The organism is Pseudomonas sp. W15Feb34 (assembly GCF_023127765.1).
GTDB classification, from domain to species: Bacteria; Pseudomonadota; Gammaproteobacteria; order Pseudomonadales; family Pseudomonadaceae; genus Aquipseudomonas; species Aquipseudomonas synxantha_A.
Map to the genome: position 1 here is coordinate 219,082 of NZ_SPKN01000025.1, position 24,347 is coordinate 243,428.

Genomic DNA, 24,347 nt, shown 5'->3' on the forward strand with positions numbered 1-24,347 from the left:
TCTCGATTGTTTATTTGGTGCTCTGAGAGAATAATTATTTAGCTATTTAAATTGCTATGTTTATTCCTAATATTTATTTAAAGCTATCAATGTTGACAGTATTTTTCGTTAATGAATTTGCGCATGCTGCAGAGGATTACTCCAATAAGGGAATACAGGCTATGTCACAGGTGCATTTATTAAAAACGCTTCAATGCTTTACTGCTATTGGGGGATTAGCGCTGATGGGTAATGCCTATGCAGCCCCGCTGTCTTGTCCAGACGTCTCAAGTATTAAGGCAGTGAGTATTCACTTCTCAGGCGGGGTGCAGGAGTGGAGTGGTGAGCAGCTTGTCGAGGATAGCTCGATGGTTGAGGGGTTCAGCTTTTCAGGCGCGGCGATCAAGCAGGGAACAGACAGCGAGACGAAGTTGCCTTATAACTATGTGACCTGCGATTACGTGGGAAAAGGCAAGAGCGACTATTTAAGGCTGTCCAAGCGTTTTACCTTGCCTCCAGTGGCTAAAGGCAGTGCTTGGAACGAGCACAAGGAATGTAAAAATAACACTGTCACAGACTGTACTTTTGAGCTAATGAACTCAAAGGGCCCTGCGAAATTGACATTGCCTCCTCAGTAGAAAGGCGAAGCCATCAGGTGCTGGGGCTGACCTGACGGCACAAATCTAATTAAGTCCACTTTATGAAAAACCCGCAGGAGTGCGGGTTTTTTGCTGGAGTTTGATTAGACGGCGCTGGGTGTATCGAACCCTTGCTGTTCAATCACCCGGAACACGTCGCTCACGTCCTGAACCAAAATGCGTGCGGTATTGGCGATGTTGTTCAGGTCGCGTTCTGTGAAATCCGGCAGGCTGGAACAGGCCATCAGGTTGAGGTGTTCAATGGCCGCGTTGAGGCGTTCGCGCAGGCAGGCGTGGAGGTCGAGCAGTGGGGCGTCGCTGTCGATGAGAAGCACGGGGTAGTCGGTGGCGGTTTCGGTGCAGGGGGTGAAACGGCGGGGTGGAAGCTGTTGGGTCATGGCAAATATCCTCGTATCTGAAAAGGACTACCGCCATTCGCTGCGAAACGAAGTGGGTGGTAGCTGTGCGCGGGTTCGCAGACCGAGGATACGAGGAACCCGGCAGACCCGGAGGTCTCCCACACACAGCCACCATAAAACAGACGACGGGCGCCGAAGCGCTCATCGTTGTATTCATGATGCTTGGTTACACACGTATCGTTAGGGCTGCGAAACCCTATCGCTGATCAACGCCAGCGACGGGGCGAACTATAAGCGGCGAGTTGGCTGACCGCAACGGTCCTGTAGGACGAACACCAGGCCCTCAGGCCAAACAGGCCAAATGTGGGAGGGGGCTTGCTCCCGATTGCGGTGGGTCAGTCACAGCTATTTGAGCTGACACACCGCTATCGGGAGCAAGCCCCCTCCCACAGGGAGTTTAATCGTCTGGATTTATCGGGGAATGATCCTTGGGCTTGTCGGACGTTGCCTACTCGAAATAGGCTAATCCATTCACTCGTGATCAATATCCAACTTCGCAAACGTCACCCGCGCGCCTTCCTTGCTGTCCCCACTGTTGTCCTGCACATACACCCCCGCCTTGAAGTACAACGGCTTGTCGCCCCAGGCAGCGCCAATGCGTTCATTCCACTCGCTGTCGGCCGCGTACACGCTGAGCAGCCCGGCTTTATTGAGATTGATAACGTAGGTGAAGCTCTTCTCCAGTGGCACGTTGGAGGCGACGATGATGACCTGGCTCTCGGCCTCATCCGGGCGCATGCGCACCTTGGCGACGATGTTGCCGGTCTGGAGTTTCTCCTTGAACTGGTACTCCAGCTTGATCAGTGGTTTCTGGCTGTCATAGGCGTGGATCTGGCCGATGACGACTTTGCCGGAGGTGGGTACCTGGTTGACCGTGAGGGTGGCGCGCAGGAAGTTGTCGGCCTCGGGGTAGGTCCAGTTGCGCAGGCGCCCGTCGGCGTAGGTTTCGCGCAGTTCGCTGCGTGGGTAAATGGCGTTTTCGGTGCGGGTGCCGGTCACGGGGGTCCAGAACTGCACATCGCTGCCTTCGGCCTGGAAGTATTGATCGTTGAAGCCACTCAGCAGCCTTGGGGTGTCGATGGTCGTGGGCGGGGAGCCGACCGGAATGCTCAGGTTCCAGGTGGAGAGGTCGATCATGGTGTTGGCCTTTTACAGAGGGTGAAAACGTTGGCCCAGAGGCCTTACCGGTTCTTTATAGGCGGTGCTGGTGCAATTGTTAAACAATCGCTGGCAATTAATTGGCGTCAGAGGAATGCCAAAAAGCCATGTTGCCCATGAGCCGCGGGCTGCAGGGCCTTACCGTTAGTCGGCTTCCTGGCTTTTGTTTCAATGAGGGCATCCACGTCACTTCTGCTTTTTTGGAACCGAGGCTAGAGTGAGCCCTCAGTATTTATCCGGGTTTGGTAACAGAACTGACCGGTGCAGCTCCCCAAGGAAGAGACGTAGCATGGATTGCGCTCCACACCCAGGCGATGCCAGTTCGGTCCTTTTGGTGGTCGATGACTACCCGGAAAATCTCGTCAGCATGCGTGCGCTATTGCAGTGTGAAGACTGGCGGGTAATGACCGCCGCTTCCGGCCTGGAAGCCTTGGAATTGCTGCTGGCCCACGACGTCGACCTGGTGTTGCTGGACGTGCGCATGCCCGGTATGGATGGCTTCGAGGTGGCACGTCTGATGCGTGGCAGCCAACGCACGCGCATGACGCCGATTATCTTCCTGACAGCCACTGCCCATTCACCCGATGCGGTACTTGAAGGGTATGCCAGCGGTGCGATCGACTACCTGTTCAAGCCGTTTGACCCACTTATCCTCAAGCCCAAGGTGCAGGCGTTGCTGGATCACCAGCGTAATCGCCGCGCTTTGCAGCGCCTGAGCCATGACCTGGAACTGGCCCGCGCCTTTAATGCCTCGGTGCTGGATAACGCCGCCGAGGGCATTCTGGTGGTGGGCGACACCAGTGTGATCGAGTACGCCAACCCGGCCATTTCGCGGCTGCTCAATGCCACGATGGCCGAGTTGCAGGGGGAGAGTTTCCTCAGTTTTCTGCAAAAACCTCATGTGCCCACTTGGCTGGGCTTCCCGATGTACGAGGCGTATCGCAAGGGCCAGACGTGGCGCCAGCACGATGCCATTTTGCGTACGGGTCGCGGGCAGCAGGTGCCGGTGGCGTTATCCTGCGCGCCCTTGCCTGCCGAGCAGCAGGCGATGGTGGTGACAGTGCTGGACATGTCTGAAGTGCGCCACCTGCACCAGCAGCTGGAGTTCCAGGCCGTGACCGACCCGTTGACCGGGCTGCTGAACCGGCGGGGTTTTCATCAGGCGGTGGAGAATACGTTGCTGCGCGGCGAACGCAGTGAGCAGGCGCTGGTATTGCTGTACCTGGACCTTGATGGCTTCAAGCGAGTCAACGATACGTTGGGCCACGACGCCGGTGATCGCGTGCTGCGTTGGGTTTCTGAACAAATGCAGGCATGTCTGCGTTCCTACGACATTCTCGGACGCATTGGCGGGGACGAGTTCACCGCCTTGCTGGAGCTTGAGTTCCCCGAACAGGCTGCGAAGATCGCGGAAAAGCTGATCGAGCGAGTGTCTGTGTGCCAGCAGGTCGACGGTCTGGATGTGATGCTCGGCGTCAGTATTGGCATTGCGACGTTTCCGGATTGCGGCTCGGACCTGAGCGGTCTGTTACGGGCAGCAGATATCGCTATGTACGAAGCCAAGCGCGCCGGACGTCAGCAGTATCGTTACTACGACCAGGAAATGAACGGCCGCGCCCGTTCGCGGCTGATGCTCGAAGACAGCGTACGCACAGCCATTGCGAACAAGGATTTCACCTTGGTGTACCAACCCCAGATGTGCCTGGAGGATGGGCGTCTGCGCGGTGTCGAAGCACTGTTGCGCTGGCAGCATCCGAGTGTCGGCGATGTGCCACCAGGTTTGTTTTTGCCGTTGTTGGAAGAGGCGCGCTTGATCAGCCAGTTGAGCACCTGGATCTACCAGCAAGTCGCTGCCCAGCGCCAGGCCTGGCAAGCTACCTTCGACCCTGAGCTGGTGCTGAGCGTGAGCCTGAGCAGCAGCCAGTTCAATATGCCCAACCTGGCCAACCAACTGCAGCAGGTACTGGAGCGACATGGGCTGCGTGGGCGGCAGTTGGAGGTGGAAATCGGTGAAGACTGCCTGATGAATAATCTTGAGGAGTCGACCAAACAGTTGCAGTTACTGCGCCGCATTGGCGTGCGTATAGCCCTGGATGACTTTGGTGCTGGCCACTGCTCCCTGGCCCATTTGCGCGATCTTGCGTTCGACACCCTCAAGCTTGACCCGCAGTTGGTGGCGCGCCTGCCAGGCTCGTCGCGGGATGCCGCAATGGCCCGCAGCATCATCCAGTTGTGTGGGCATTTTGATGTGTTGGTAATCGCTGAAGGCGTAGAGACCCTTGAGCAAACAGAATGGCTCAAGGCCAATGGCTGCACGTATATCCAGGGACCGTGGGCGGCGTTGCCGTTGATGGCCGAGGACGTTGCAGGCTGGTCGTACCCTCGCGTGCGTTGAATTCGCTACACTGGCGCCCGTCCCATTTGCGTTGCACACCCCATGACTGCGTTGAAATACCTCCAGGCCTATCCCGCTGCGCTTCAGGAGCAAGTGCGTCAACTGATCGCCAAGGATCAGTTGGGTGCCTATCTGGAGCAGCGTTACCCCGAACGCCACGCCGTGCAGAGCGACAAGGCGCTGTATGCCTACGCGCTGGCCTTGAAGCAGGAACACCTGCGCAACGCGCCGTCCATCGACAAGGTGCTGTTCGATAACCGGCTGGACCTGACCCATCGCGCCTTGGGTTTGCACACCACGATTTCCCGGGTACAGGGCGGTAATCTCAAGTCCAAGAAAGAGATTCGCATCGCTTCGCTGTTCAAGGAGGCCGCCCCGCAGTTTCTACGCATGATCGTGGTGCATGAACTGGCGCACTTCAAGGAATCGGACCACAACAAGGCGTTCTACAAACTCTGCCAATACATGATGCCGGACTACCATCAGGTGGAATTCGACCTGCGGGTGTACCTTACCTGGCGAGATTTGCAGGGCAAGCCCTAACCACAAGGCGACAGACCATGGATGTGAGCAAGACCAAAAGCAGCTTCTATCGCCGCCTGTATGTGGCGTATTTGATCGACAGCCAGTTGGCCAGCAGCGTCCCGGCGCTGACCGAGGCCACTGGCATGCCACGGCGCACGGCCCAGGACACGATTGCGGCGTTGGCCGACCTGGATATTGTGTGTGAGTTCGAGCAGGAGGATGGTGCGCGTAACCATGCGGGGCGTTATCGGATTCGGGATTGGGGCGCGATTGATCGGGGGTGGATCGAGGCCAATCTGGCGTCGATCAAGCAGGTGTTGGGCTACCCCTGAGTTCAGCAGTGGCTGGACTGACGCTATCGCGGGCAAGCCCGGCTCCCACAGTTGAATGCGTTCCAATGTGGGAGCTGGCTTGCCTGCGATGGCGCCCTCAGATGCGCCGCATACCAATATGTGGAATATCGTCCTCCAGGTATTCCTCACCCGCCACCACAAACCCATACCGCCCGTAATACCCCTGCAAGTGCGCCTGGGCCGAGAGAAAAATCGGCGTTTGCGGCCAGATATCCTCAATACGCTCAAGTGCCTTTTCCAGCATTTGATGCCCCAGCCCGGTGCCCCTTGCCGCTGGCGAAACGATAACGCGGCCAATCACCACATCGCCGCCCTGAGACTCCGGGTCTAGCAGACGCAAGTAAGCCACCAGTTCATTGTCGTCCCAGGCCATCAGGTGATGGGTGTCTCCGGCCAGGTCCTGCCCATCGATGTCCTGATACGCGCATTTCTGCTCGACGACAAATACCTCGCTGCGCAAACGCAGGACGGCATATAGCTGGTCCTTGCCCAAGTCGTCGTGATGTTTGCAAACCCAATCAACCGTCATGATGTGTGCTCTGATAAAGACGTGCCTGGATAGTAAGCGTGGCGGGCGGCGCTGTCTAAAATTGGCAAATGTGTGAATGGCGTCAATTTGCCATCATTGAGTGCGTGCGCCGTTGGCTTCTTTGTGTAATCTGCAATGCAAGCTCATTGATGAGCTACTGTTATCAGGCCACTGCCTGCCCGCCAAGGACTTTGAGCATGCCGCGATTGACTCGTGCCGTTGCTTTGATCGCCGTGTTGTTACTGGCCCAACCGGTGTTGGCACAACGCCTGCGCCTGGTGGCGGATAGCTGGCCGCCGTTTACCGATGCCACCCTGATCAATGGCGGCCTGGCCACGGATATCGTCAGCACGGCCCTGGCCCGTGCGGGGTATGCCAGTGATTTTGACCAGGTGCCTTGGGCTCGCGCCTTGAAAGGGGTGGGGGACGGACGCTACGACGTGCTGATCAACGCCTGGTACGACGAGGCCCGTACGCAGTTGGGGCAATTTTCCGGCGAGTATTTGCTTAACCGTGTGCGCTTTCTCAAGCGTAGCGACGATCCCATTGCTTATCGCAACCTGACAGAACTGCACGACGAGACGATCGCCGTGGTGCGCGGTTACGCCTACTCGGCAGCGTTTGACCAAGACACGCTGTTGCAGAAAGTGCCGGTGCACAACTTTGCCATGGCCGTGCGCATGTTGGCGGCCCGGCGCGTGCGGTTGACGCTGGAGGATGAATACGTAGCGCGTTACTACCTGGCGCGGGAATCGCCGCGGGTGCGCAATGCCGTGGCATTTGTGGGCGAGCCCTTGAGCCAGAACAGCTTGCATATCCTGGTCAGCCTGAAGAACCCCGAACACGCGCAGATTGTTGCCGGTTTTGATCGGGAGATTGCGCGGATGAAGGCGGATGGCAGTTATGCGCGGTTGATGAAGGCGCATGGGATGTAGCGTCTGTGCGGGCCTCATCGGGGGCAAGCCCCCTCCCACAATGGACCGGCATACACCAATCGAATGTGGGAGGGGCGGTGCGACGATTCGACTTGCCCCCGATAGCGGCCTAAGCCGCGCTGGTGTCTTTGATCAAGTGCGCGGCCAACGTGCGCAACGGCCCCAACTGCCGACAAATCAACGCCAACTGCGTTTGCACCAGCCGCTGCGCCTCATCGATCTCGTCCGGCATTTGCTCCAACTCTGCCGCCAACCCTTCCTCGGCATCACTCTGGATCGCAATCGGCTGTTTGTTGGCCAGGCCGCTGGCGATCTCATCAATGCTTGCCGCCAGGCTGTTGCCTGCGCCTTCGATCAAATGCTCACGCACGTCGGCCGGTAGCTGGGTTTCGCGGTGCGCACCCAAACCCGACAAATAGCTGAGCAAGGTGTGGGACAGCACCAGAAAGCGAAAGCCTACGTCGGCCTCCTTACGAAAGTGCCCAGGCTCCATCAGCATATTCGCCAGCGTAGTGGATAGCGCGGCATCGGCGTTATGCGCGTTGCGCCGGGCCAGGCGGTAGGCCAGGTCGTCGCTCTTGCCGGCGGCGTATTGCTGCATGATCTGGCGCAGGTAGATGCTGTTGCAGGTCAGGGTATTGGCCAGCACTTTGTTCAGGCGCCGGCCTTGCCAGTCCGGCAGGAACAGGAATACCGCCAGCCCCGCGATCAGGCTGCCAAGCAGGGTATCGAACAGGCGAGGCAGAAACAGCCCGTAGCCATCGCCCACCTGGTTGAAGCAGAACAGCACCATCAGGGTGATCGCTGCAGTCGCCAGGGTGTAGCGCGTGGTGCGGTTGATAAAGAACACCAGGCCCGCAGCGATGGCGAACATCGATTGCACGACCGGGTTGGGGAACAAGTCGAACAGCGCCCAGGCCACGGTCAGGCCGATGGCGGTGCCGATGATCCGCTGGCCGAGTTTGCGGCGGGTGGCGCCGTAGCTCGGCTGGCAGACGAACAGGGTGGTGAGGATGATCCAGTAACCTTGGGACGCGTGGATGGCGTGCAGGGTGCCATAGCCGATGGTCAATGCCAGTGACAGGCGCAAGGCGTGCCGAAACAGCAATGACGTCGGCGTGAGTTGGGTGCGCAGGCGCGTCCACATTTCCTTGAAGTTGCGCGGGGCGCGGTCCAACAGGTTGCTGTCGGTGGCGTCTGCCAGGGCATCGGGGTTGCTGGCGTCGCCCAGCAGGCGGTCAAGGGTGGACAGGTTGGCGGCCAAGGCGCGCAACGAGCGCAACAGGCCACGCCAGGCGGGGTTGCTCTGGATGCGCAGGTGCTCCAGGGAGGCGTTCAGGTCGCCCAGGGCCTCGGCGAAGCTGTCGTCATAGATGAACGGTTGGCGCAGTTGGATCGATTCGGCCAGGGTCTGGCAGGCTTTGCCTTGCTGGCGCAGCAGGCGCTGGCAGCGAAACAGCACATCGCTGTGGAAAAAGGCATCGGTCAGGGCGTTGTACGGGTAGTGAGACGAACTGGCGCGTTCGTGGATGTCCTGGGCCAGGAAATACAGCTTCAGGTAGCGGCTGACCTTCGAGCCCGGTCGACCATTGCCGACACGGTGCAGAATGATTTCCTTGGCCGCATTCAGCGCGGCGACCACCCGGCCATTTTGCTGGGCCAGTTCCAGGCGCCGGGCTTCCACATCCAGTTGGCGGATCGGCTCGAACAAGGATGACTTGAGCTTGAGATAGCGCCCCAGCTCACGGAACAACCGCGCCAGGCTCTGCTGCACCGGCTGGTTGGAAAACAGCGCCTGCCACACCACCGACAGCACGCCGTACCAGGCGGCGCCGGCCACCAGCAGCAGCGGCTCATGCCAGAAGTCGGTGACGGCGCCGCCGCGCTGGTCCACGCCGATCATGGTGTAGACCGACAGAATCAGGGTGGCCGAGGCAATCGCGCCATAGCGTTCGCCCAGCGCACCGAGCATGGTCAGGGAGAAACTGGCCAGGGCCAGGGCGATGGCAAAGATCCAGGGGTAGGGGAACAGCAATTCCACCGACAGCGCGGCGATGCTGAAACACACCAGTGTCACCGCCAGGGCGTTGAGGCGGCCCTGCCAACTGTCATCAGTCTCGGCCAGGGCACTGGCGATAATCCCCAGGAACAGCGGGATCAACAGCGTCATTTCATCCTGGTACCAACACAGCGCCATGCTGCCGGTGAGGGCGATGAACACCCGTACGCTGTAGCTGAATTTATCCAGCGCCCACAGGCGCCGCATGGACTGCTTGAACGAGGTCGATGACATGAAGTCTGGAGTCTTCCGGGACGTTGTCGCTAAATTGAGCTATCAAGGACGCCACGGCAAGTGTGGTGATCACATCCAACAGCAAATTTTTCAAGATCACTACAAAACCAATGTGGGAGGGGGCTTGCTCCCACATTTTTACTGCTTTGTGTCAGGCGTATTGCGCGGCTGCGTAGCCCGACGCCCAGGCCCACTGAAAGTTGAACCCGCCCAAGTGACCGGTCACATCCAGCACTTCGCCGATGAAGTACAGGCCAGGGCTTTTCAGTGATTCCATGGTCTTGGACGACACTTCCCGCGTGTCCACTCCACCTAAGGTTACCTCGGCGGTGCGATAGCCCTCGGTGCCGGCCGGTACGAGTTGCCAGCTCCCAAGCTTTTGCGCGATATCGGCAATTTCAGCATGGGTGTACTGCTTCATCGGTTTGGATTCGAACCAGCTTTGGGCCAGCAGGTTGGCCATCTTCTTGGTGAAAATCTCCCCCAGCAGGGTCTTCAGCTCGCTGTTGGGATGCTCGGCCTGTTGCTGTTGCAGCCAGTCATGGGCGTCATGATCGGGCAACAGGTTGATTTCCACCGTGTCGCCGGATTCCCAGTAAGACGAGATCTGCAAAATCGCCGGCCCGCTCAGGCCGCGATGGGTGAACAGCATGTTCTCGCGAAAGCTCTGGCCGTTGCAGCTCACCAGGCAATCCACTGAAGTGCCGGATAACTCACTGCACAATGGCTTGAGCTGGTCGGTGATGGTAAACGGCACCAGCCCGGCGCGGGTTGGCAGCAGTTCGTGGCCAAATTGCTTGGCCACTTGATAGCCAAAACCGGTGGCGCCCAATGTGGGGATCGACAAGCCACCGGTGGCAATCACCAGCGACTCGCAGTGCAACTCGCCGAGCGTGGTCTGCAATTGGTAGCCGCTATCGAGCCTGGCGATTTCCTCGATGGAGGTGTCCAGGTGCAGGCTCACGCCGGTCTGGATGCACTCATCGAGCAACATGCCGAGGATGTCGCTGGACTTGTTATCGCAGAACAGCTGGCCGAGTTTTTTCTCGTGGTACGGCACGCCGTGCTTGGCCACCAGCCCAATGAAATCCCACTGGGTGTAGCGCGCCAGGGCCGACTTGCAGAAGTGCGCGTTATGCGAGAGGAAGTTGGCTGGCTCGGTGTACATATTGGTGAAGTTGCAGCGGCCACCACCGGACATCAGGATCTTTTTGCCGGCCTTGTTGGCGTGGTCGATCAGCATCACTTTGCGCCCACGCCCGGCGGCAGTCAGCGCGCACATCAAGCCTGCCGCGCCGGCGCCAATGATCACAACTTCGGTCGAGCGCAAAACGGTGTCCTCATACAAATTCTGAATTGAAATACAGTCAAATGTGGGAGGGGGCTTGCTCCCGATGGCGGTGGTTCAGTCACATCTATATTGACTGAGACTCCGCTATCGGGAGCAAGCCCCCTCCCACATTTGAATCTCCATTGGTGTGCGAGATATTTACAAGATCCGCACACGCAACGAACGGCCTTTGATCTTGCCGTCATTCAAGCGCTGCAACGCCTGCTTGGCGATCCCGCGTTCCACGGCCACGAATGCCTGGAAGTCAAAGATCGCAATCTTGCCGACCTGGGCGCCCGGAATGCCGGCTTCACCGGTCAATGCACCCAGAATGTCGCCTGGGCGGACTTTGTCTTTACGCCCGGCGGCGATGCACAGGGTGCTCATCTGCGGCAGTAGCGGGCCACCGCTTTGCGGCTTGAGGTTGTCCAGTTGGTCCCAGTTCAGCGGCGACTTCTGCAGTTGCTCGATGGCCTGGGCGCGGTGCGCTTCGGACGGCGCCACCAGGCTGATGGCGATACCGGTCTCGCCAGCACGACCGGTACGGCCAACGCGGTGGATGTGGATTTCCGAGTCGCGGGCCAGTTCGACGTTGATCACCATGTCCAGCGAGTCGATGTCCAGGCCACGGGCAGCCACGTCGGTAGCTACCAGCACCGAGGTGCTGCGGTTGGCGAACATCGCCAGTACCTGGTCACGGTCGCGTTGTTCCAGGTCGCCGTGCAGGCCGACGGCGGAAATGCCTTTGGCTGTCAGGTGGTCGACAGTTTCCTGCACTTGCTGCTTGGTGAAGCAGAACGCCACGCAGGAAGCCGGGCGGAAGTGCGCGAGCACCTTGGTCACCGCGTCCATGCGCTCTTCCGGCGAGATTTCGTAGAAGCGCTGTTCGATCTGGTCATCGGAGTGGAACGCCTCGGCCTTCACCTGCTGCGGCGCACGCATGAACTTGGACGCCAGCTGCTTGATGCTCACCGGGTAGGTGGCCGAGAACAGTAAAGTCTGGCGGCGTGGTGGGGTCTTGCTGATGATGTCTTCGATGGCGTCGTAGAAGCCCATGTCGAGCATACGGTCGGCTTCGTCGAGGATCAGGGTGTTCAGGCCATCCAGTACCAGCGAGCCTTTGCGCAGGTGCTGCTGGATGCGGCCCGGAGTGCCGACGATGACGTGAGCGCCATGCTCCAGGGAGGCGATCTGCGGGCCGAGGGACACGCCGCCGCACAGGGTCAGCACCTTGATGTTGTCTTCGGCACGGGCCAGGCGACGGATTTCCTTGGCGACCTGGTCGGCCAGTTCACGGGTGGGGCACATCACCAGCGCCTGGCAACCGAAGTAACGTGGGTTGATCGGGTTCAACAGGCCGATGCCGAAGGCGGCGGTCTTGCCGCTGCCGGTCTTGGCCTGGGCAATCAGGTCCAGCCCTTTGAGGATCACCGGCAAGCTTTGCGCCTGGATCTGCGTCATCTCGACGTAACCCAGCGAGTCGAGGTTAGCCAGCATGGCGGAGGACAGGGGCAAAGTATTAAAAGCGGTGGCGATGGTAGTCACGGGACTGGCTCTGCAAAACAAAATGTCGCGCAGTGTACCAGCCCTGTGGGATTTTCCCCGCAAGTTCTCGACGAGAAGCCCGTCAGTGCTCGATATCGTGCTCGCGGCTGACCACCCGTTTGCCGTCTTTTGGCGACAATTGCAGGAAGATCGCCGCCGCCAGCATCGCCATGATGCCCACGGTGAGGAAGGTCAACTGGAACGCGCCGAGGACACTCTCCACACCATCATTGCCGGCTTCGGCAGTAAACCCGCCAAGCAACGCGCCGGCACAGGCCACGCCGAGGCTGAGGGACAACTGCGCCACCACCGACAACAAACTGTTGCCGCTGCTGGCCTGGGCGTCGTCGAGGTCGATCAGGGTCACGGTGTTCATCGCGGTGAATTGCAGGGAGTTGATCGCCCCCAGCACCGCCAGCATTGCCAGCAGCAGCGGGTAGGGCGTGTGCTCGCTGACCAGGCCCATGCTCGCCAGCATGATGCCCAGAGCCAAGGTGTTGCCGGTCAGCACGATGCGATAACCGAGGCGCTCGATCAGCGGCCTTGCCACGGACTTGGCAAACATCGCCGCCGCCGCAAGCGGCAACATGCTCATCCCGGCTTCCGATGGCGAGTAACCCAGTGCCACCTGCAACAGCAGCGGTACCAGGAACGGCAGTGCGCCGCTGCCCAGCCGCGCAAACAGGTTGCCCAGAATGCCGACGGCAAAGGTGCGGGTCTTGAACAGCACCGGCGAGAACAATGGGTTATCAATATGCCCGGCGCGCAGCCAGTACGCCGCCAGGCAGGCGAACCCGCCGAACAGCAGCAATATGACCCGCAGGTGCGGCAGGTGCAGTTCGCCCAGGCCCTCCATGGCGATGGTGATCAGCACCATTGCCGCGCCGAACAGCAGGAAACCCAGGCCGTCGAAGCGCGTGCGTTCGCTGCCGCGCAGGTCGGGAATGAATTTCCACACGGCATAGCAGCCGATCATGCCCACCGGCAGGTTGATCAGGAAGATCCAGTGCCAGGTCAGGTATTGCACCATCCAGCCGCCCATGGTCGGGCCCAGTAATGGGCCGAGCAGGCCGGGGATGGTGATGAAGCCCATGATGCGCACCAGCTCGGAGCGTGGATAAGCGCGCAGCACTACTAGCCGCCCGACCGGCAGCATCAGCGCACCGCCCAAGCCCTGGATCACCCGTGCGCCCACCAGCATGGTCAGGCTGCTGGACAACGCGCACAGCAGTGAGCCGAGGCTGAACAGCATGATCGCGCCAAAGAAAATCTTCTTGGTGCCAAAGCGGTCGGCGATCCAGCCCGATGCGGGGATCAGCAGGGCGACGGTGAGCATGTAGGCGATCACCACCCCCTGCATGCGCAGCGGGTTCTCCGCGAGGTCCCGGGCCATGGCCGGCAGAGCCGTGTTGAGGATCGTCCCATCCAGCGATTGCATGAAGAAGGCAATCGCTACCACCCAGGGGAGCCAGCGGGCGGTCTTGGCATCGAGAGGGGCACGATTCGGCATGGGGACCCTTTTATTAGCAGGCTATGTGTTGGCGATTATGCGCCATTCGTCGCTCATTTTCCCACTGGCGGTTCGTCTAAGTCCGACAACGTTGCGTGCTCTCCGACCAGGAAATCCAGCAATGCACGGTGAACTGCCAGCGCCGCCTCCCGAGACTCCAGGTCCAGCAGGTGGCCGGTATGCTCGGCCACCGCAAAGCTGCTGCGGCCTACATATTGTTTGAACAGCTGGGCCTCGGCGGCCGGGGTGTATTCGTCCAGCGCACCGTTGAGAAAGTGCACCGGCGTCTCGATCTGTCGCAGCGCCGGCAAGTAGTTGCCATCGCCCAAGGCCAGGACCTGGTGAATGTGAAAGCGCGCCTGGCGGTACTCGGTAGTGGCCATGGTCGACAGGTGCCGATGGTTGTTGCGCTTGAGGCGCGGCGACAGGTATTTGCCGACCGTCTCGTTGAGCAGGTGGCCGACCGCAGATTTGTCATCGGCCTCGATCAACACGCGCACGCGCTCCACGTATTCGAGCATGGCCTGGTTGAGGTTGGGCGCCAGGGCCATCACCACCGAGCTTTCGATGGAGGGCGGGTTGTGCGCCAGGGTCAGCAGCGTAGAGATGCCGCCCCACGAGGCCGACACCAGATGGTTGACCTCAAAGCGTTCCACCAGGGCACGCAGGATTTGCACCTCGTCGTCCTTGGTGACCAGGTCAAGGTCGTTGTTGTGCTCGCGCGAGTAGCCGGAGAACGGCAAGTCGAACAGCAGCACATTGAAATGCTCGGCCAGGCATTTGCTGGTGCGGGCAAAGGAGCGCGTGGTGGACAGCGCGCCATTGACCATCAATACGGTTTTTCTATGCGGATGGTTACCGAGCTGCTCTACGTGAACGTTGTAGTGTTTGAACAGCTTCTCTATGACAAAACTTCCATGGTTCATCTGAAGGCTCCAGCTTGCCCAGTCCAGGCAAGGTCATGCATCACGTGCGGGCACGTGGGTGGGGTGGCGGGATGCCATCAAGCCTTATAACGAGGAATCAGGGAGGGGACAATAGGCGGATTCGCCAAATGAGAGCACCGCAGAAAGTTTACCAGTGGGAAGGGATTTGCCTGACAGATGAGTCCACTTACAGGCAAGTCAGGCAAAGATTGATTTAAGCCAACACCAATACGGTATTTTCTTTACTGTCGAATGGTGAGTCGCCAAGAGGAACTTTGATACTCCACAAGTCGATATGGCCATCAATGACGGCGACAGAATGGCTGGAGTTGGCAAGGGTACCTATCGCTCCATTTTTTAATTCCTCAAGAGTGCCGCTGCGCATAGAGTGCTTGAGCCCAAGGCGGGTTAACGCTTCACCAGGGTGTTCTCCGTCGTTCAAGGTGTCCATTGCGGTCTTAAAGTTCTGGCTGGCCCGGTGGTCATTGTTTTCGTTCTGCGCCCGCTTTGCGCTGGCCGCATATAGAAAAACGGCATGTCGCAAGACCTTGCCGCTACCAGCGAATCCTGTGTGCTCCATGGCTTGAAGCAGTTCTTGATGGGTCAGGGTGATGCGGACATCGTCGCGCATCACTACGTCATAACCTTCAGGTGTCCGGGTTATCTTTTTATAAATACCCTCTGGATGGCTGCCGAACTTGGCCATCGCCGCCTTGATGGCTGACACCGTGACACAGTTACCTTCGGTGACTTGAAAGAAATCTCGCCATATGTTTTTTGGTCTGATGCCCGAGTCGGTGGTCGAGCAAACAATTGTACGGGCGGGGGCATCATCTTTGCGGGTGTAGGCAGCATTGAATTCGCCTTTTTCCAAGTGGCGATTGTTGATGCGACTATTATCGTAAGGGGTTGGATAGTTGAGGCCATTCAGTGGAGAGAAACCGATATTCATAGTAATTGACTCGGGGTGCATAAAGGGGACTGTCGGTGAACAGGTTGTCTGAGAACTGACGGTGAGGATTTATTATTATGCGAGTTGATATCCGTGGGTGTGTACCTTCTCATCCCCAGGAAGGTTTTTACCTTCCTTTATGAGCCTGCCGTTGTAGAACAGCCCACCAGCGTTACTGCCGATCAACACGGTCAGGCCATCGGCATCGCCTGCTCTTTCCATGTATTTAATAGATGAGCTCACGCCCATCCCTTCCAGAACATTTTTTACCGTACGGCCATCAATGTTGCCAATCAATGCTGCTTCGAAACTCTGCCCAAAGGAACGCACGGGGGGCTGGAGTTGTTGACGTTTGATGTAGGCTGCGAAGATGAAGTTGGCGTCCTTTATCATGCCATCATCGTGCCCGATGAATAAGGAGTGTTGTTGGGCTTGCTCAAGTTCGTCCCGCGAGAGGGTCAATTCAAATCCGTCCCTAAAGGTGACCTGATAGGCGTTATGGGCGAATTTTACATTTGAAAAAACATCGGTTGGGCTCTGCCCGAACTTGGACATCAGCAATTTTATGACATCGGCGTGGGTTGAAGTCTCACCTTGAAAGACAAAAGGTCTTTGCGTGTAAAACCCGGTGACCAGGTTATCTGGTTTCTGTCCATTTCGTTTGGCAGAAAGCTCCGGGAGTTCATGGTCGGCCTGAATATCACCTTCAGGGGGAAGGGGTTCGAGCGTGAAGGTGGAAGGTGTTGATATCTGAGGGACCGCAATAGGCGTCGGCATGGAGGTGTGGGGGGCCTTAAGGACAATAAAGCTTTCTATCCATTGTGGTACCTTTTTCTTGTGCCCGTAGTTTTCCATAAAGCCGTCATTAATCATGCCGCGCTTACTCGAAAATACCTTCATTGCCGGTACGGCTACCTGGTTCCCTACGTCCTGAGACCACACATGCTGTAGTTGGTAGTCAAGCCCTAAAAGCTTTAAACCCTCGTACCCGCTGATCCCGTAATCAGAAGAACTCAGAACAGCACCAAAGCTGTGTTGGTGAATATGGGTGCGATAATCGATTTTTCTGTAGTTGTATTGTGCTTCAAGGTGCTTGCGTTTATTCATGATCGCAAAAATAAAGCGTGCATCTTTTAGCATGCCCTCATCGTCGCCCGCAAACTTGGCATGGTGGGTAGCCAGTGCTAGTTCATCGTTGGATATATGCAGTTTGAAGCCGTCTTTCATGGTGATGTTGTAGCCGTTTCCGGTGTCCTTGACTTCATCAAAAATACTCAAGGGGCTCTGGCCGAGGCCCGACATGGCGGCCTTAATTACCGCCACCCAGTCATCGTGGTCATAACGGCCAAAGTAGGGGTATTTTTCATAGGTGGCATACAAGCCAGTCCACAAGTTACTGGGTGGGGCGCCTCTATCTTTTCCTGACATGACATGTGTTGCGGATGTTTCGGTAGGCACGGCGCGGAGGAGGTGTGAAGACAATAGATTGTTTTCAGCACTCGACGTGTTATTTGCGGATTTGCCCCTTGTTTGTGAATAGCTATTTACGCTCGACCGATGACTGCCGGTGGGCGTCGAAATGCTCAGGCTCATAAGTATGCTCCGCAGTTGATAGTGGGTTGCCCGCAAATGAATCACTGTTGTAAGTGTCCTGTTGCTGCAATGCGTTCCCGCTATAGGTGAGAGGATAGGTTACAGAGAGTGACCTCGATTGGTTTTGGATGCAGGATAAATCCGGCCTTGGGTCGGTTTGTACGCAGGAAGGGAAATAGCCGGACACTTATATAACTAATGGCAGCCGGAGCGGCTGCCATTAGTTTTTACGCGGGCTGTGAAAGTTTCACAGCGTCAAGGTCAGGCGCTTGACCAAGGCACCCGGCAGCAGGTTGGAGGCGGTATTGCGCTGGCTGTAAGTGCTGGCCGAGAGCAGTAACTCCCGGTCAGCGGTCAGGGCCTCAAGTTGCGAGCCGAGCAACTGATAGACACTGTCATCAAAACGCATGGTGCTGACCGGCGCCTTGATTTCGCCGTTTTCCACCCAGAACGTGGCGAAGCGCGTCATGCCGGTCAGGCGCGCCGCTGGCAGGTCGGAATAGTTCAGGTACCAGAGGTTGCTGATATATAACCCGGTGCCCAACTGCTTGAGGATATCGGCCTGGGCCAGGCTGCCTGCCGCCATTTGCAAGGCGCTGGGCGACTCGTCGCTGCTGGCGCCGTTGGTGCTCAAACCGTATTCGGCGGCGCTGCGAGAGTTGATCAACTGACCCTCGGCCTTGCCTGCCCGGATCAGGGGCACATCCCCGCGCGGGTAGCCTTCGGTGGAAAACGCCTGGCTCAGGGAACCGCTGATCTGTTCATTGATTGTCACCAGCGGGCTCAGTGATTGTTCACCGGCATACAGGCGCTGCAACGAACTGCCTTTGCTGGCGATGGCCTGGGCCGAAAAACCACCCCAGGTAATGATGCTGATGATTTCTTCCAGCGCTGGCGGTGCAAGGTAGGCACGGTATTGGCCGGGCGCCAGCTTGTGCAGCGGCCGCCCCAGAAACGCCAGTTGCTCGCGGGCCTGTTGAAAGCGTGCGGCAAATTCGGCGCTGTCCCAGGTGTGCCCTGCGTAGCTGGCCTTGACCGCTTCGCCATTGGCGTGGAACAGGCTGAAATCGAAGTTGAAGCTGTTGGCGCAATGCCAGCCGAACGCGCCCGAGGAACTGGCGAAACCACGGCTGATGGGGCCGGCGGCGTAGAAACCGACCAGGTCGACGCCGTCGGCAGCCTGGCTGATATCGTCCAGCACCTGGGCCAGCGCCGGCAGCGGCCGTCGCTGTTCGTTGCTGCTTTGCCAGGCGTTGTGGTTGAGCAGCAGGTACGGATCACGTGGCAGCAGCGGCAAGGTTTCACGCAGCTGTTGCAGGGCATCGGCCAGACGCTGGCGATCCAGTGCCGCCTCGCCGGACAGGGTGATGCCCAGGTCGGCGTGGCGGCCATCGTTGATCAGCTTGAGGTTCAGGCTGGCCTGTTGCACTTGGCCGGCCTGGCGCACCTGTGCGTGGTTAAAACGCACGAACTCGGACGATTCATCCGCGTAACCCAGGTGGAACTGCTCCTTGTCGGTGACGGCCTGCTTGAGCCAGTCCACCAGTGCCTTGAAGTGGTTCATCAGGCATCGCCCCCAAATACGTCAATGTTACTGAATACACAGGCCGGCGACGCATGGCCAACGCGGATCACCTGGTTGGGCTCGCCCTTGCCGCAGTTGGGCGTGCCCAATACCTTGAAGGTGCTGGCGTCGCCGACCGCGCTGAGGTTGCGCCAGAATTGCGCGGAAATTGCCCGATAGTTGGGGTTCTTCACCACGCCCTTGAGTTCGCCGTTTTCAATCAACTGGCCCCACTCGCAACCGAACTGGAACTTGTTGCGCGCATCGTCGATGGACCACGAACGGTTGGTCGACATCAGGATGCCGTTTTCAATGCCACCCACCAGTTGCTCCATGCTTTTATCGCCGGCCTCGATATTCAGGTTGGCCATGCGGTCGATGGGCGGGCGGTTCCAGCCGCAGGCGCGGCTGTTGGCAACGCCTGGCAAGTCGGCGCGAAATTGCGACAACGCACCGCCCAGGGGCTTGAGCAGCAGGCCATCGCGGATCAGGAATTGCTTGCTGGCGCGGGTGCCGTCGTCGTCATGGCTGTAGCTGGCGAGCTGTTCGGGGATGTCCGGGTCGAAGGTCACGTTAAGCAGCGGTGAGCCGTATTGCAGATGGCCGAAGTCGCTGGTCTTCACAAAACTGGTGCCGGCGTAGTTACGCTCGTCACCCAGGATGCGGTCGAGTTCCAGCGGATGGCCGATGGACTCGTGGATCTGCAGGATCATCTGGTCGGGCATCAGCAGCAGGTCACGTTGGCCGTGGGGCGTATTGGGTGCGAGCAGCAATTGCAGGGCTTCGTCGGCCACCTTGCGGGCGGCGCCCACCAGGCCAAAGCGCTGGATCACACCGGCACTGCCTTGCTGGCCGAAGTTGGTACCGCCCAGGGTGCGGGTCTGGCTGTCGTTGCCGTCGAAGGCGGTGACACTCAGGCCAGGAAAGACGAAGCGCTGGGCCTGACGTAGTTGCGCGCCGGCGCTGTTGAGGTAGATCTGCTCAACATGGGTGGTGCCCAGGCTGACTTCCCAAGTCACCAGGCGTTCATCCTTGGGCACGGCGGCAGATTCATCGCCGAGCAATTGGTAGCAGTCGCTCAGGGACGGGAAGGGCTGATCAAGGTCCGGAGACAGGTAGTCGGCGACTTCATTGGAAACCGGCTGCTGGTGCAGGTCGAGCAGGGTGTGGGGCTGGATCAGCCGGGCTTGCTGTTCGGCGCGCTCAAGGGCCGCTTGCAGGCCGGTAAGGGAAATGTCGTTGGTCGCGGCATAGGCTTCCACGCCATTGAGACGCACGGTAAGCATGGCGCCTTCATCGTGGCTCAGGTGTGGTGGTTCGGCGACGTTCTTGCGTACCGACAGGTACTGACCGGATTCGCGTACGTAGCGCAGGGAGAAGAATTCGGCACGGGTGCGCAGGGCACTGAAGTGCTGTTTGAGGGTGGCGTGGTGTTCGAACATGGGGCCTTCCTTGTGGGCGGCTCGGCGCGCGGCAGGCCAACAGAGTAGGCCGGGGCTGGGAGCTGATCAAGGAAAGTGTAGAGGGGGAGGTTTTGTGGTGTCTGTCAGGGCCTCATCGGGGGCAAGCCCCCTCCCACACTGACTGTGTTCACAAATTCAGATGTGCAAATACAGTCAAATGTGGGAGCTGGCTTGCCTGCGATATCAGGCGCCGCGGTGTATCAGTTACTGCGCAGTAGGCCCTACTTCACGCATCGGCTTGCCACGAACCGGCGCATCGCCTGCCACGTAGTAGTCGGCGGTGCTGCGCGGCAGTGGCTTGCGGCCACGGATCTTGTCGGCGATTTTTTCGGCGATCATGATCGTCGGCGCGTTCAGGTTACCGGTGGTGATGATCGGCATGATCGACGCATCGACTACACGCAGACCCTGCATGCCATGCACGCGGCCTTCGCCATCCACTACGGCCATCTCGTCGGTGCCCATCTTGCACGAGCAGGACGGGTGGAACGCGGTTTCGGCGTGCTCGCGGATGAACTTGTCGAGCTGCTCATCGGTTTGCACTTCAATACCCGGGCTGATTTCGCGGCCACGGTATTGATCCAGTGCCGGCTGCTGCATGATTTCACGGGTCAGGCGGATGCCATCGCGAAACTCCTGCCAGTCCTGCTCGGTGGCCATGTAGTTGAAGAGGATGCTCGGGTAGTCCCGTGGGTTCTTCGACTTCAGTTGCACGCGGCCACGGCTTGGCGAACGCATGGAGCCCATGTGTGCCTGGAAACCGTGCTCTTTCACACCGTTGCTGCCGTTGTAGTTAATCGCGACCGGCAGGAAGTGGTACTGGATGTTCGGCCATTCGAATTCCGGACGCGAACGGATAAAACCGCCGGCTTCGAACTGGTTGCTGGCGCCAATGCCAGTGCCGTTGAACAGCCACTCGGCACCGATGGCTGGCTGGTTGTACCAGAGCAGCGACGGGTACAGCGACACCGGCTGGGTGCACGCATATTGCAGGTACAGCTCAAGGTGATCCTGCAGGTTTTCGCCGACGCCCGGCAGGTCGTGGACCACCGGGATGTCGAGGCTTTCCAGCAGCTTGGCCGGGCCGACACCGGAGCGTTGCAACAACTGCGGCGAAGCGATTGCACCGCTGCACACCAATACTTCTTTACGCGCACGGGCTTCAACGCGCTCTTCGGCGGCACCGATCAGGTAGCGCACGCCAACGGCACGCTTGCCTTCGAACAACACTTTGTCGGTAAGGGCATGGGTGACGATGGTCAGGGTCGAACGCTTTTTAGCCGTGTCCAGGTAACCGCGTGCGGTGCTGGCGCGACGGCCATTCGGCGTGACGGTACGGTCCATCGGGCCGAAGCCTTCTTGCTGGTAACCGTTCAAGTCTTCGGTACGCGGGTAACCGGCTTGTACGCCGGCTTCGACCATGGCGTGGAACAACGGGTTGTTGCCCGCTTTCGGCGTAGTCACGCTGACCGGGCCTTCGCCACCGTGGTAGTCGTTCGGGCCAATATCGCGGGTTTCTGCCTTGCGGAAATACGGCAGGCAATCGAGGTACGTCCAGTCTTCCAGACCGGGCAGCTTCGACCAGTTGTCATAGTCCATGGCATTGCCACGGATATAGCACATGCCGTTGATCAGCGAAGAACCACCCAGGCCCTTGCCGCGACCGCACTCCATCCGGCGACCGTCCATGTGTGGCTCTGGATCGGTTTCGTAGGCCCAGTTGTAGCGGCGGCCTTGCAGCGGGAAAGCCAGGGCGGCGGGCATCTGGGTACGGAAGTCGAGGCGGTAGTCCGGGCCACCGGCCTCCAGCAGCAGGACGGTGACGCCTTCGTCTTCGGTCAGACGGGTCGCCAGGGTGTTACCGGCGGAGCCGGCACCCACAATGATGTAATCGTATTCTTGGGACATTGGATGCACCCTCTTTGAAGTCTAGTCAGGTCGGGCCTCATCGGGAGCAAGCCCCCTCCCACATTTGATCGGGTTCACACAGTCAAAGGTGGGAGGGGGCTTGCCCCCGATGGCGGCCTTACAGGCAATACAAGGCTCGGGTGTTAGAACACCGAGGCGTAATCGCCCAGCTCAACCTGTACCGATTTGATGCGGGTGAAGTTGTTCAGCGAGCTGATCCCGTTCTCACGGCCCACACCGGATTGCTTGTAGCCACCGACCGGCATCTTGGCGTCGGACTCGCCCCAGGCGTTGATCCAGCAGATACCCGCTTCCAGTTGATGAATCACGCGGTGGGCGCGGTTCAGGTCCTTGGTCACCAGGCCGGCAGCCAGACCGAAGTCGGTGTCGTTGGCGCGACGGATCACTTCTTCTTCGGTCTCGTAGGTGAGGATGCTCATCACTGGGCCGAAGATTTCTTCACGCACGATGGTCATCTCATCGGTGCAGTCGGTGAACACGGTCGGAGCCACGAAGGCGCCTTTGGCGAAGTCGCCGTCGGTCAGGCGATCGCCGCCGCACAGCAGGCGGGCGCCTTCTTCCTTACCTTTGGCGATGTAGCCCAGCACGCTTTCCATGTGGGCGAAGCTGACCAGCGGGCCGAAGTTGGTGTTGTCGTCCTGCGGGTCGCCGACACGGATGCGCGCAACGCGCCCGACAATCTTGGCTTCAAACGCAGCTTGCAGATGCTTGGGCACGAACACACGAGTGCCGTTGGTGCAGACCTGGCCGGAGCTGTAGAAGTTGGCCATCATCGCGATATCGGCGGCGCGATCCAGGTCGGCGTCTTCGAACACGATCAGTGGCGACTTGCCGCCCAGTTCCATGGTCACTTCCTTGAGCGACGAGCTCGAGGCGCTGGCCATGACTTTCTTGCCGGTGTCGGTGCCGCCGGTGAACGAGACTTTCTCGATGCGCGGGTGCTCGGTCAACCAGGTGCCGACTTCACGGCCGCTGCCGGTCAGTACGTTGAACACGCCAGCCGGAACGCCGGCTTCGGTGTAGATCTCGGCCAGTTTCAGGGTGGTCAGCGAGGTGACTTCGCTTGGCTTGAAGATCATCGCGTTGCCTGCGGCCAGGGCCGGGGCGGATTTCCACAGGGCGATCTGGATCGGGTAGTTCCACGCGCCGATACCGGCGACTACACCCAGCGGCTCGCGGCGAGTGTAGACGAAGGAGGTGTCGCGCAGCGGGATCTGCTCGCCTTCGATGGCTGGCACCAGGCCTGCGTAGTATTCCAGCACGTCGGCGCCGGTGACGATGTCGACGTACTTGGTTTCGGAGAAGGCTTTACCGGTGTCCAGTGTTTCCAGGGCGGCCAGTTCATCGTTGCGCTCGCGCAGGATGTCGACAGCACGACGCAGGATGCGCGAACGCTCCATGGCGGTCATGGCAGCCCAGATTTTCTGGCCCTTTTCAGCGCTGACCACGGCACGCTCGACGTCTTCTTTCGTGGCGCGTTGCACTTGGGCGAGAACTTCACCGTTAGCCGGGTTGATGGCTTCGAAGGTGGCATCGCTGCCAGCGTCGCTGTAGCCGCCGTCAATGTAGAGTTTTTGCAGGTCGAAACGGGCCATAAAGTCCTCGCAAGTGCATAAGTGGTTGGCGTTACCCGCCGTACAGTGGGCCATGGAGTTGTGGCAACACTGAGCGGCGGACGTTCAGGGGTTGAGCGTTTATAAGTGCTCTAACTCACCTGCTTGGCCAATTGGAAATCCATGTATTCGTAAGCGATCCGTTGCGCTTGCTCCGTGTCGAAAGCGTCTCCCGACAGGGCGCCGCGCAACCACAAACCGTCGATCAAAGCCGCCAGGCCGCGGGCTGCGCTGCGTGCCTCGGGTAACGGCATCGCACGGCGGAACTGGCAACACAGGTTGGAATACAGACGGTGATCGTTGATCCGCTGCAACCTGTGCAATGACGGGTGGTGCATGCTGGTGGCCCAGAAGGCCAGCCAGGTTTTCATTGCCGGGCCATTGACCTGGCTGGCGTCGAAGTTGCCTTCGATGATCACCTGAAGGTGTGCCCGTGGGCTGTCTTCCTTCAAGGCACGCCTGCGTTCGTGGACGTTCTCGATCAACGCATTCATCAGGTAGCGCATGGTCGCTGCGATCAGGCCGTTCTTGTCCTGAAAGTAGTGACTGATGATGCCGTTCGAGACGCCGGCCAGCCGCGCAATCAGCGCAATGCTGGCATCTCCCATTCCGACCTGATCGATGGCCGTCAAGGTGGCTTCGATCAACTGCTGGCGGCGTATGGGTTGCATACCGACCTTGGGCATGTAGCACCTCTC

20 protein-coding genes are annotated in these 24,347 nt (G+C 59.1%); 5 read left to right on the plus strand and 15 right to left on the minus strand.

Annotation, left to right across the window (positions count from 1 at the left end):
• Nucleotides 1–56 precede the first annotated feature (56 nt).
• On the plus strand, nt 57–617 hold the full coding sequence (locus tag E4O97_RS11855) for a DUF3757 domain-containing protein (RefSeq protein ID WP_248161394.1): 561 nt from the start codon (nt 57–59) through the stop codon (nt 615–617).
• A 104-nt stretch (nt 618–721) separates the two neighbouring features.
• On the opposite strand, the gene E4O97_RS11860 is transcribed toward E4O97_RS11855, so the two are convergent.
• A complete protein-coding gene (locus E4O97_RS11860) occupies nt 722–1,015 on the minus strand; it encodes a fructose-bisphosphate aldolase (RefSeq protein ID WP_216090416.1) in 294 nt (97 codons plus the stop codon).
• 492 nt (nt 1,016–1,507) lie between these two features.
• Nucleotides 1,508–2,173 carry a polysaccharide lyase family 7 protein gene (locus tag E4O97_RS11865; RefSeq protein WP_216090415.1) on the minus strand — a complete coding sequence of 222 codons (666 nt, stop codon included), beginning with the start codon at nt 2,171–2,173 and terminating at the stop codon, nt 1,508–1,510.
• A 310-nt stretch (nt 2,174–2,483) separates the two neighbouring features.
• On the opposite strand from E4O97_RS11865, the gene E4O97_RS11870 reads away from it, so the two are divergent.
• From E4O97_RS11870 to E4O97_RS11880, 3 genes are read left to right on the plus strand one after another with little or no spacing between them, the layout of a single operon-like run.
• Entirely contained in the window at nt 2,484–4,589 is a 2,106-nt protein-coding gene (locus E4O97_RS11870) for an EAL domain-containing protein (RefSeq protein ID WP_248161395.1), read from the plus strand.
• A gap of 42 nt (nt 4,590–4,631) precedes the next feature.
• The gene (locus tag E4O97_RS11875) at nt 4,632–5,132 is read left to right on the plus strand and encodes a M48 family metallopeptidase (protein WP_032879017.1); all 501 of its coding nucleotides are present in this window, start codon (nt 4,632–4,634) and stop codon (nt 5,130–5,132) included.
• Between the two features lie 17 nt (nt 5,133–5,149).
• Nucleotides 5,150–5,446, plus strand: a complete 297-nt coding sequence (locus E4O97_RS11880) for a winged helix-turn-helix domain-containing protein (protein ID WP_057710268.1) — start codon at nt 5,150–5,152, stop codon at nt 5,444–5,446.
• A 97-nt stretch (nt 5,447–5,543) separates the two neighbouring features.
• On the opposite strand, the gene E4O97_RS11885 is transcribed toward E4O97_RS11880, so the two are convergent.
• On the minus strand, nt 5,544–5,996 hold the full coding sequence (locus tag E4O97_RS11885; RefSeq protein ID WP_078822536.1) for a GNAT family N-acetyltransferase: 453 nt from the start codon (nt 5,994–5,996) through the stop codon (nt 5,544–5,546).
• 197 nt (nt 5,997–6,193) lie between these two features.
• On the opposite strand from E4O97_RS11885, the gene E4O97_RS11890 reads away from it, so the two are divergent.
• On the plus strand, nt 6,194–6,931 hold the full coding sequence (locus E4O97_RS11890) for a transporter substrate-binding domain-containing protein (RefSeq protein ID WP_032879022.1): 738 nt from the start codon (nt 6,194–6,196) through the stop codon (nt 6,929–6,931).
• 109 nt (nt 6,932–7,040) lie between these two features.
• On the opposite strand, the gene yccS is transcribed toward E4O97_RS11890, so the two are convergent.
• From yccS to betI, 12 genes are all read right to left on the minus strand, one after another.
• Nucleotides 7,041–9,224: a YccS family putative transporter gene (yccS, locus tag E4O97_RS11895; RefSeq protein ID WP_078822535.1), complete on the minus strand. Its 2,184-nt coding sequence runs from the start codon at nt 9,222–9,224 to the stop codon at nt 7,041–7,043.
• 151 nt (nt 9,225–9,375) lie between these two features.
• On the minus strand, nt 9,376–10,554 hold the full coding sequence (locus tag E4O97_RS11900) for an NAD(P)/FAD-dependent oxidoreductase (protein ID WP_032879024.1): 1,179 nt from the start codon (nt 10,552–10,554) through the stop codon (nt 9,376–9,378).
• 159 nt (nt 10,555–10,713) lie between these two features.
• Entirely contained in the window at nt 10,714–12,051 is a 1,338-nt protein-coding gene (gene dbpA / locus E4O97_RS11905) for an ATP-dependent RNA helicase DbpA (protein WP_232289440.1), read from the minus strand.
• A gap of 130 nt (nt 12,052–12,181) precedes the next feature.
• Nucleotides 12,182–13,609: a multidrug transporter subunit MdtD gene (gene mdtD / locus E4O97_RS11910; RefSeq protein WP_032879027.1), complete on the minus strand. Its 1,428-nt coding sequence runs from the start codon at nt 13,607–13,609 to the stop codon at nt 12,182–12,184.
• Between the two features lie 53 nt (nt 13,610–13,662).
• Nucleotides 13,663–14,535: an alpha/beta hydrolase gene (locus E4O97_RS11915; protein WP_078822533.1), complete on the minus strand. Its 873-nt coding sequence runs from the start codon at nt 14,533–14,535 to the stop codon at nt 13,663–13,665.
• A gap of 214 nt (nt 14,536–14,749) precedes the next feature.
• Nucleotides 14,750–15,487 (minus strand): hypothetical protein, encoded by a 738-nt coding sequence (locus E4O97_RS11920; protein WP_248161396.1) that lies wholly within the window; start codon nt 15,485–15,487, stop codon nt 14,750–14,752.
• Between the two features lie 75 nt (nt 15,488–15,562).
• Nucleotides 15,563–17,080: a hypothetical protein gene (locus E4O97_RS11925; RefSeq protein WP_248161397.1), complete on the minus strand. Its 1,518-nt coding sequence runs from the start codon at nt 17,078–17,080 to the stop codon at nt 15,563–15,565.
• Nucleotides 17,081–17,327: 247 nt separating this feature from the next.
• Nucleotides 17,328–18,644, minus strand: a complete 1,317-nt coding sequence (locus E4O97_RS11930; RefSeq protein WP_032879031.1) for a TldD/PmbA family protein — start codon at nt 18,642–18,644, stop codon at nt 17,328–17,330.
• A complete protein-coding gene (locus E4O97_RS11935) occupies nt 18,644–20,086 on the minus strand; it encodes a TldD/PmbA family protein (RefSeq protein ID WP_248161399.1) in 1,443 nt (480 codons plus the stop codon). Before E4O97_RS11935 ends, E4O97_RS11930 begins: the two co-directional genes overlap by 1 nt.
• Before the next feature lie 225 nt (nt 20,087–20,311).
• Complete coding sequence (gene betA, locus E4O97_RS11940) at nt 20,312–22,015, minus strand: choline dehydrogenase (protein ID WP_005792174.1); 1,704 nt, start codon at nt 22,013–22,015, stop codon at nt 20,312–20,314.
• 143 nt (nt 22,016–22,158) lie between these two features.
• Nucleotides 22,159–23,631 (minus strand): betaine-aldehyde dehydrogenase, encoded by a 1,473-nt coding sequence (gene betB, locus E4O97_RS11945; RefSeq protein WP_248161401.1) that lies wholly within the window; start codon nt 23,629–23,631, stop codon nt 22,159–22,161.
• Between the two features lie 110 nt (nt 23,632–23,741).
• A complete protein-coding gene (betI, locus tag E4O97_RS11950; RefSeq protein WP_032879040.1) occupies nt 23,742–24,335 on the minus strand; it encodes a transcriptional regulator BetI in 594 nt (197 codons plus the stop codon).
• Nucleotides 24,336–24,347 lie beyond the last annotated feature (12 nt).

Coding starts and splice junctions, on each gene's coding strand:
- E4O97_RS11855 (WP_248161394.1), top strand. CDS start 57: ATGTTTATTCCTAATATTTATTTAAAGCTATCAATGTTGACAGTATTT.
- E4O97_RS11860 (WP_216090416.1), bottom strand. CDS start 1,015: ATGACCCAACAGCTTCCACCCCGCCGTTTCACCCCCTGCACCGAAACC.
- E4O97_RS11865 (WP_216090415.1), bottom strand. CDS start 2,173: ATGATCGACCTCTCCACCTGGAACCTGAGCATTCCGGTCGGCTCCCCG.
- E4O97_RS11870 (WP_248161395.1), top strand. CDS start 2,484: ATGGATTGCGCTCCACACCCAGGCGATGCCAGTTCGGTCCTTTTGGTG.
- E4O97_RS11875 (WP_032879017.1), top strand. CDS start 4,632: ATGACTGCGTTGAAATACCTCCAGGCCTATCCCGCTGCGCTTCAGGAG.
- E4O97_RS11880 (WP_057710268.1), top strand. CDS start 5,150: ATGGATGTGAGCAAGACCAAAAGCAGCTTCTATCGCCGCCTGTATGTG.
- E4O97_RS11885 (WP_078822536.1), bottom strand. CDS start 5,996: ATGACGGTTGATTGGGTTTGCAAACATCACGACGACTTGGGCAAGGAC.
- E4O97_RS11890 (WP_032879022.1), top strand. CDS start 6,194: ATGCCGCGATTGACTCGTGCCGTTGCTTTGATCGCCGTGTTGTTACTG.
- yccS (WP_078822535.1), bottom strand. CDS start 9,224: ATGTCATCGACCTCGTTCAAGCAGTCCATGCGGCGCCTGTGGGCGCTG.
- dbpA (WP_232289440.1), bottom strand. CDS start 12,051: ATGCTGGCTAACCTCGACTCGCTGGGTTACGTCGAGATGACGCAGATC.
- mdtD (WP_032879027.1), bottom strand. CDS start 13,609: ATGCCGAATCGTGCCCCTCTCGATGCCAAGACCGCCCGCTGGCTCCCC.
- E4O97_RS11915 (WP_078822533.1), bottom strand. CDS start 14,535: ATGAACCATGGAAGTTTTGTCATAGAGAAGCTGTTCAAACACTACAAC.
- E4O97_RS11920 (WP_248161396.1), bottom strand. CDS start 15,487: ATGAATATCGGTTTCTCTCCACTGAATGGCCTCAACTATCCAACCCCT.
- E4O97_RS11925 (WP_248161397.1), bottom strand. CDS start 17,080: ATGAGCCTGAGCATTTCGACGCCCACCGGCAGTCATCGGTCGAGCGTA.
- E4O97_RS11930 (WP_032879031.1), bottom strand. CDS start 18,644: ATGAACCACTTCAAGGCACTGGTGGACTGGCTCAAGCAGGCCGTCACC.
- E4O97_RS11935 (WP_248161399.1), bottom strand. CDS start 20,086: ATGTTCGAACACCACGCCACCCTCAAACAGCACTTCAGTGCCCTGCGC.
- betA (WP_005792174.1), bottom strand. CDS start 22,015: ATGTCCCAAGAATACGATTACATCATTGTGGGTGCCGGCTCCGCCGGT.
- betB (WP_248161401.1), bottom strand. CDS start 23,631: ATGGCCCGTTTCGACCTGCAAAAACTCTACATTGACGGCGGCTACAGC.
- betI (WP_032879040.1), bottom strand. CDS start 24,335: ATGCCCAAGGTCGGTATGCAACCCATACGCCGCCAGCAGTTGATCGAA.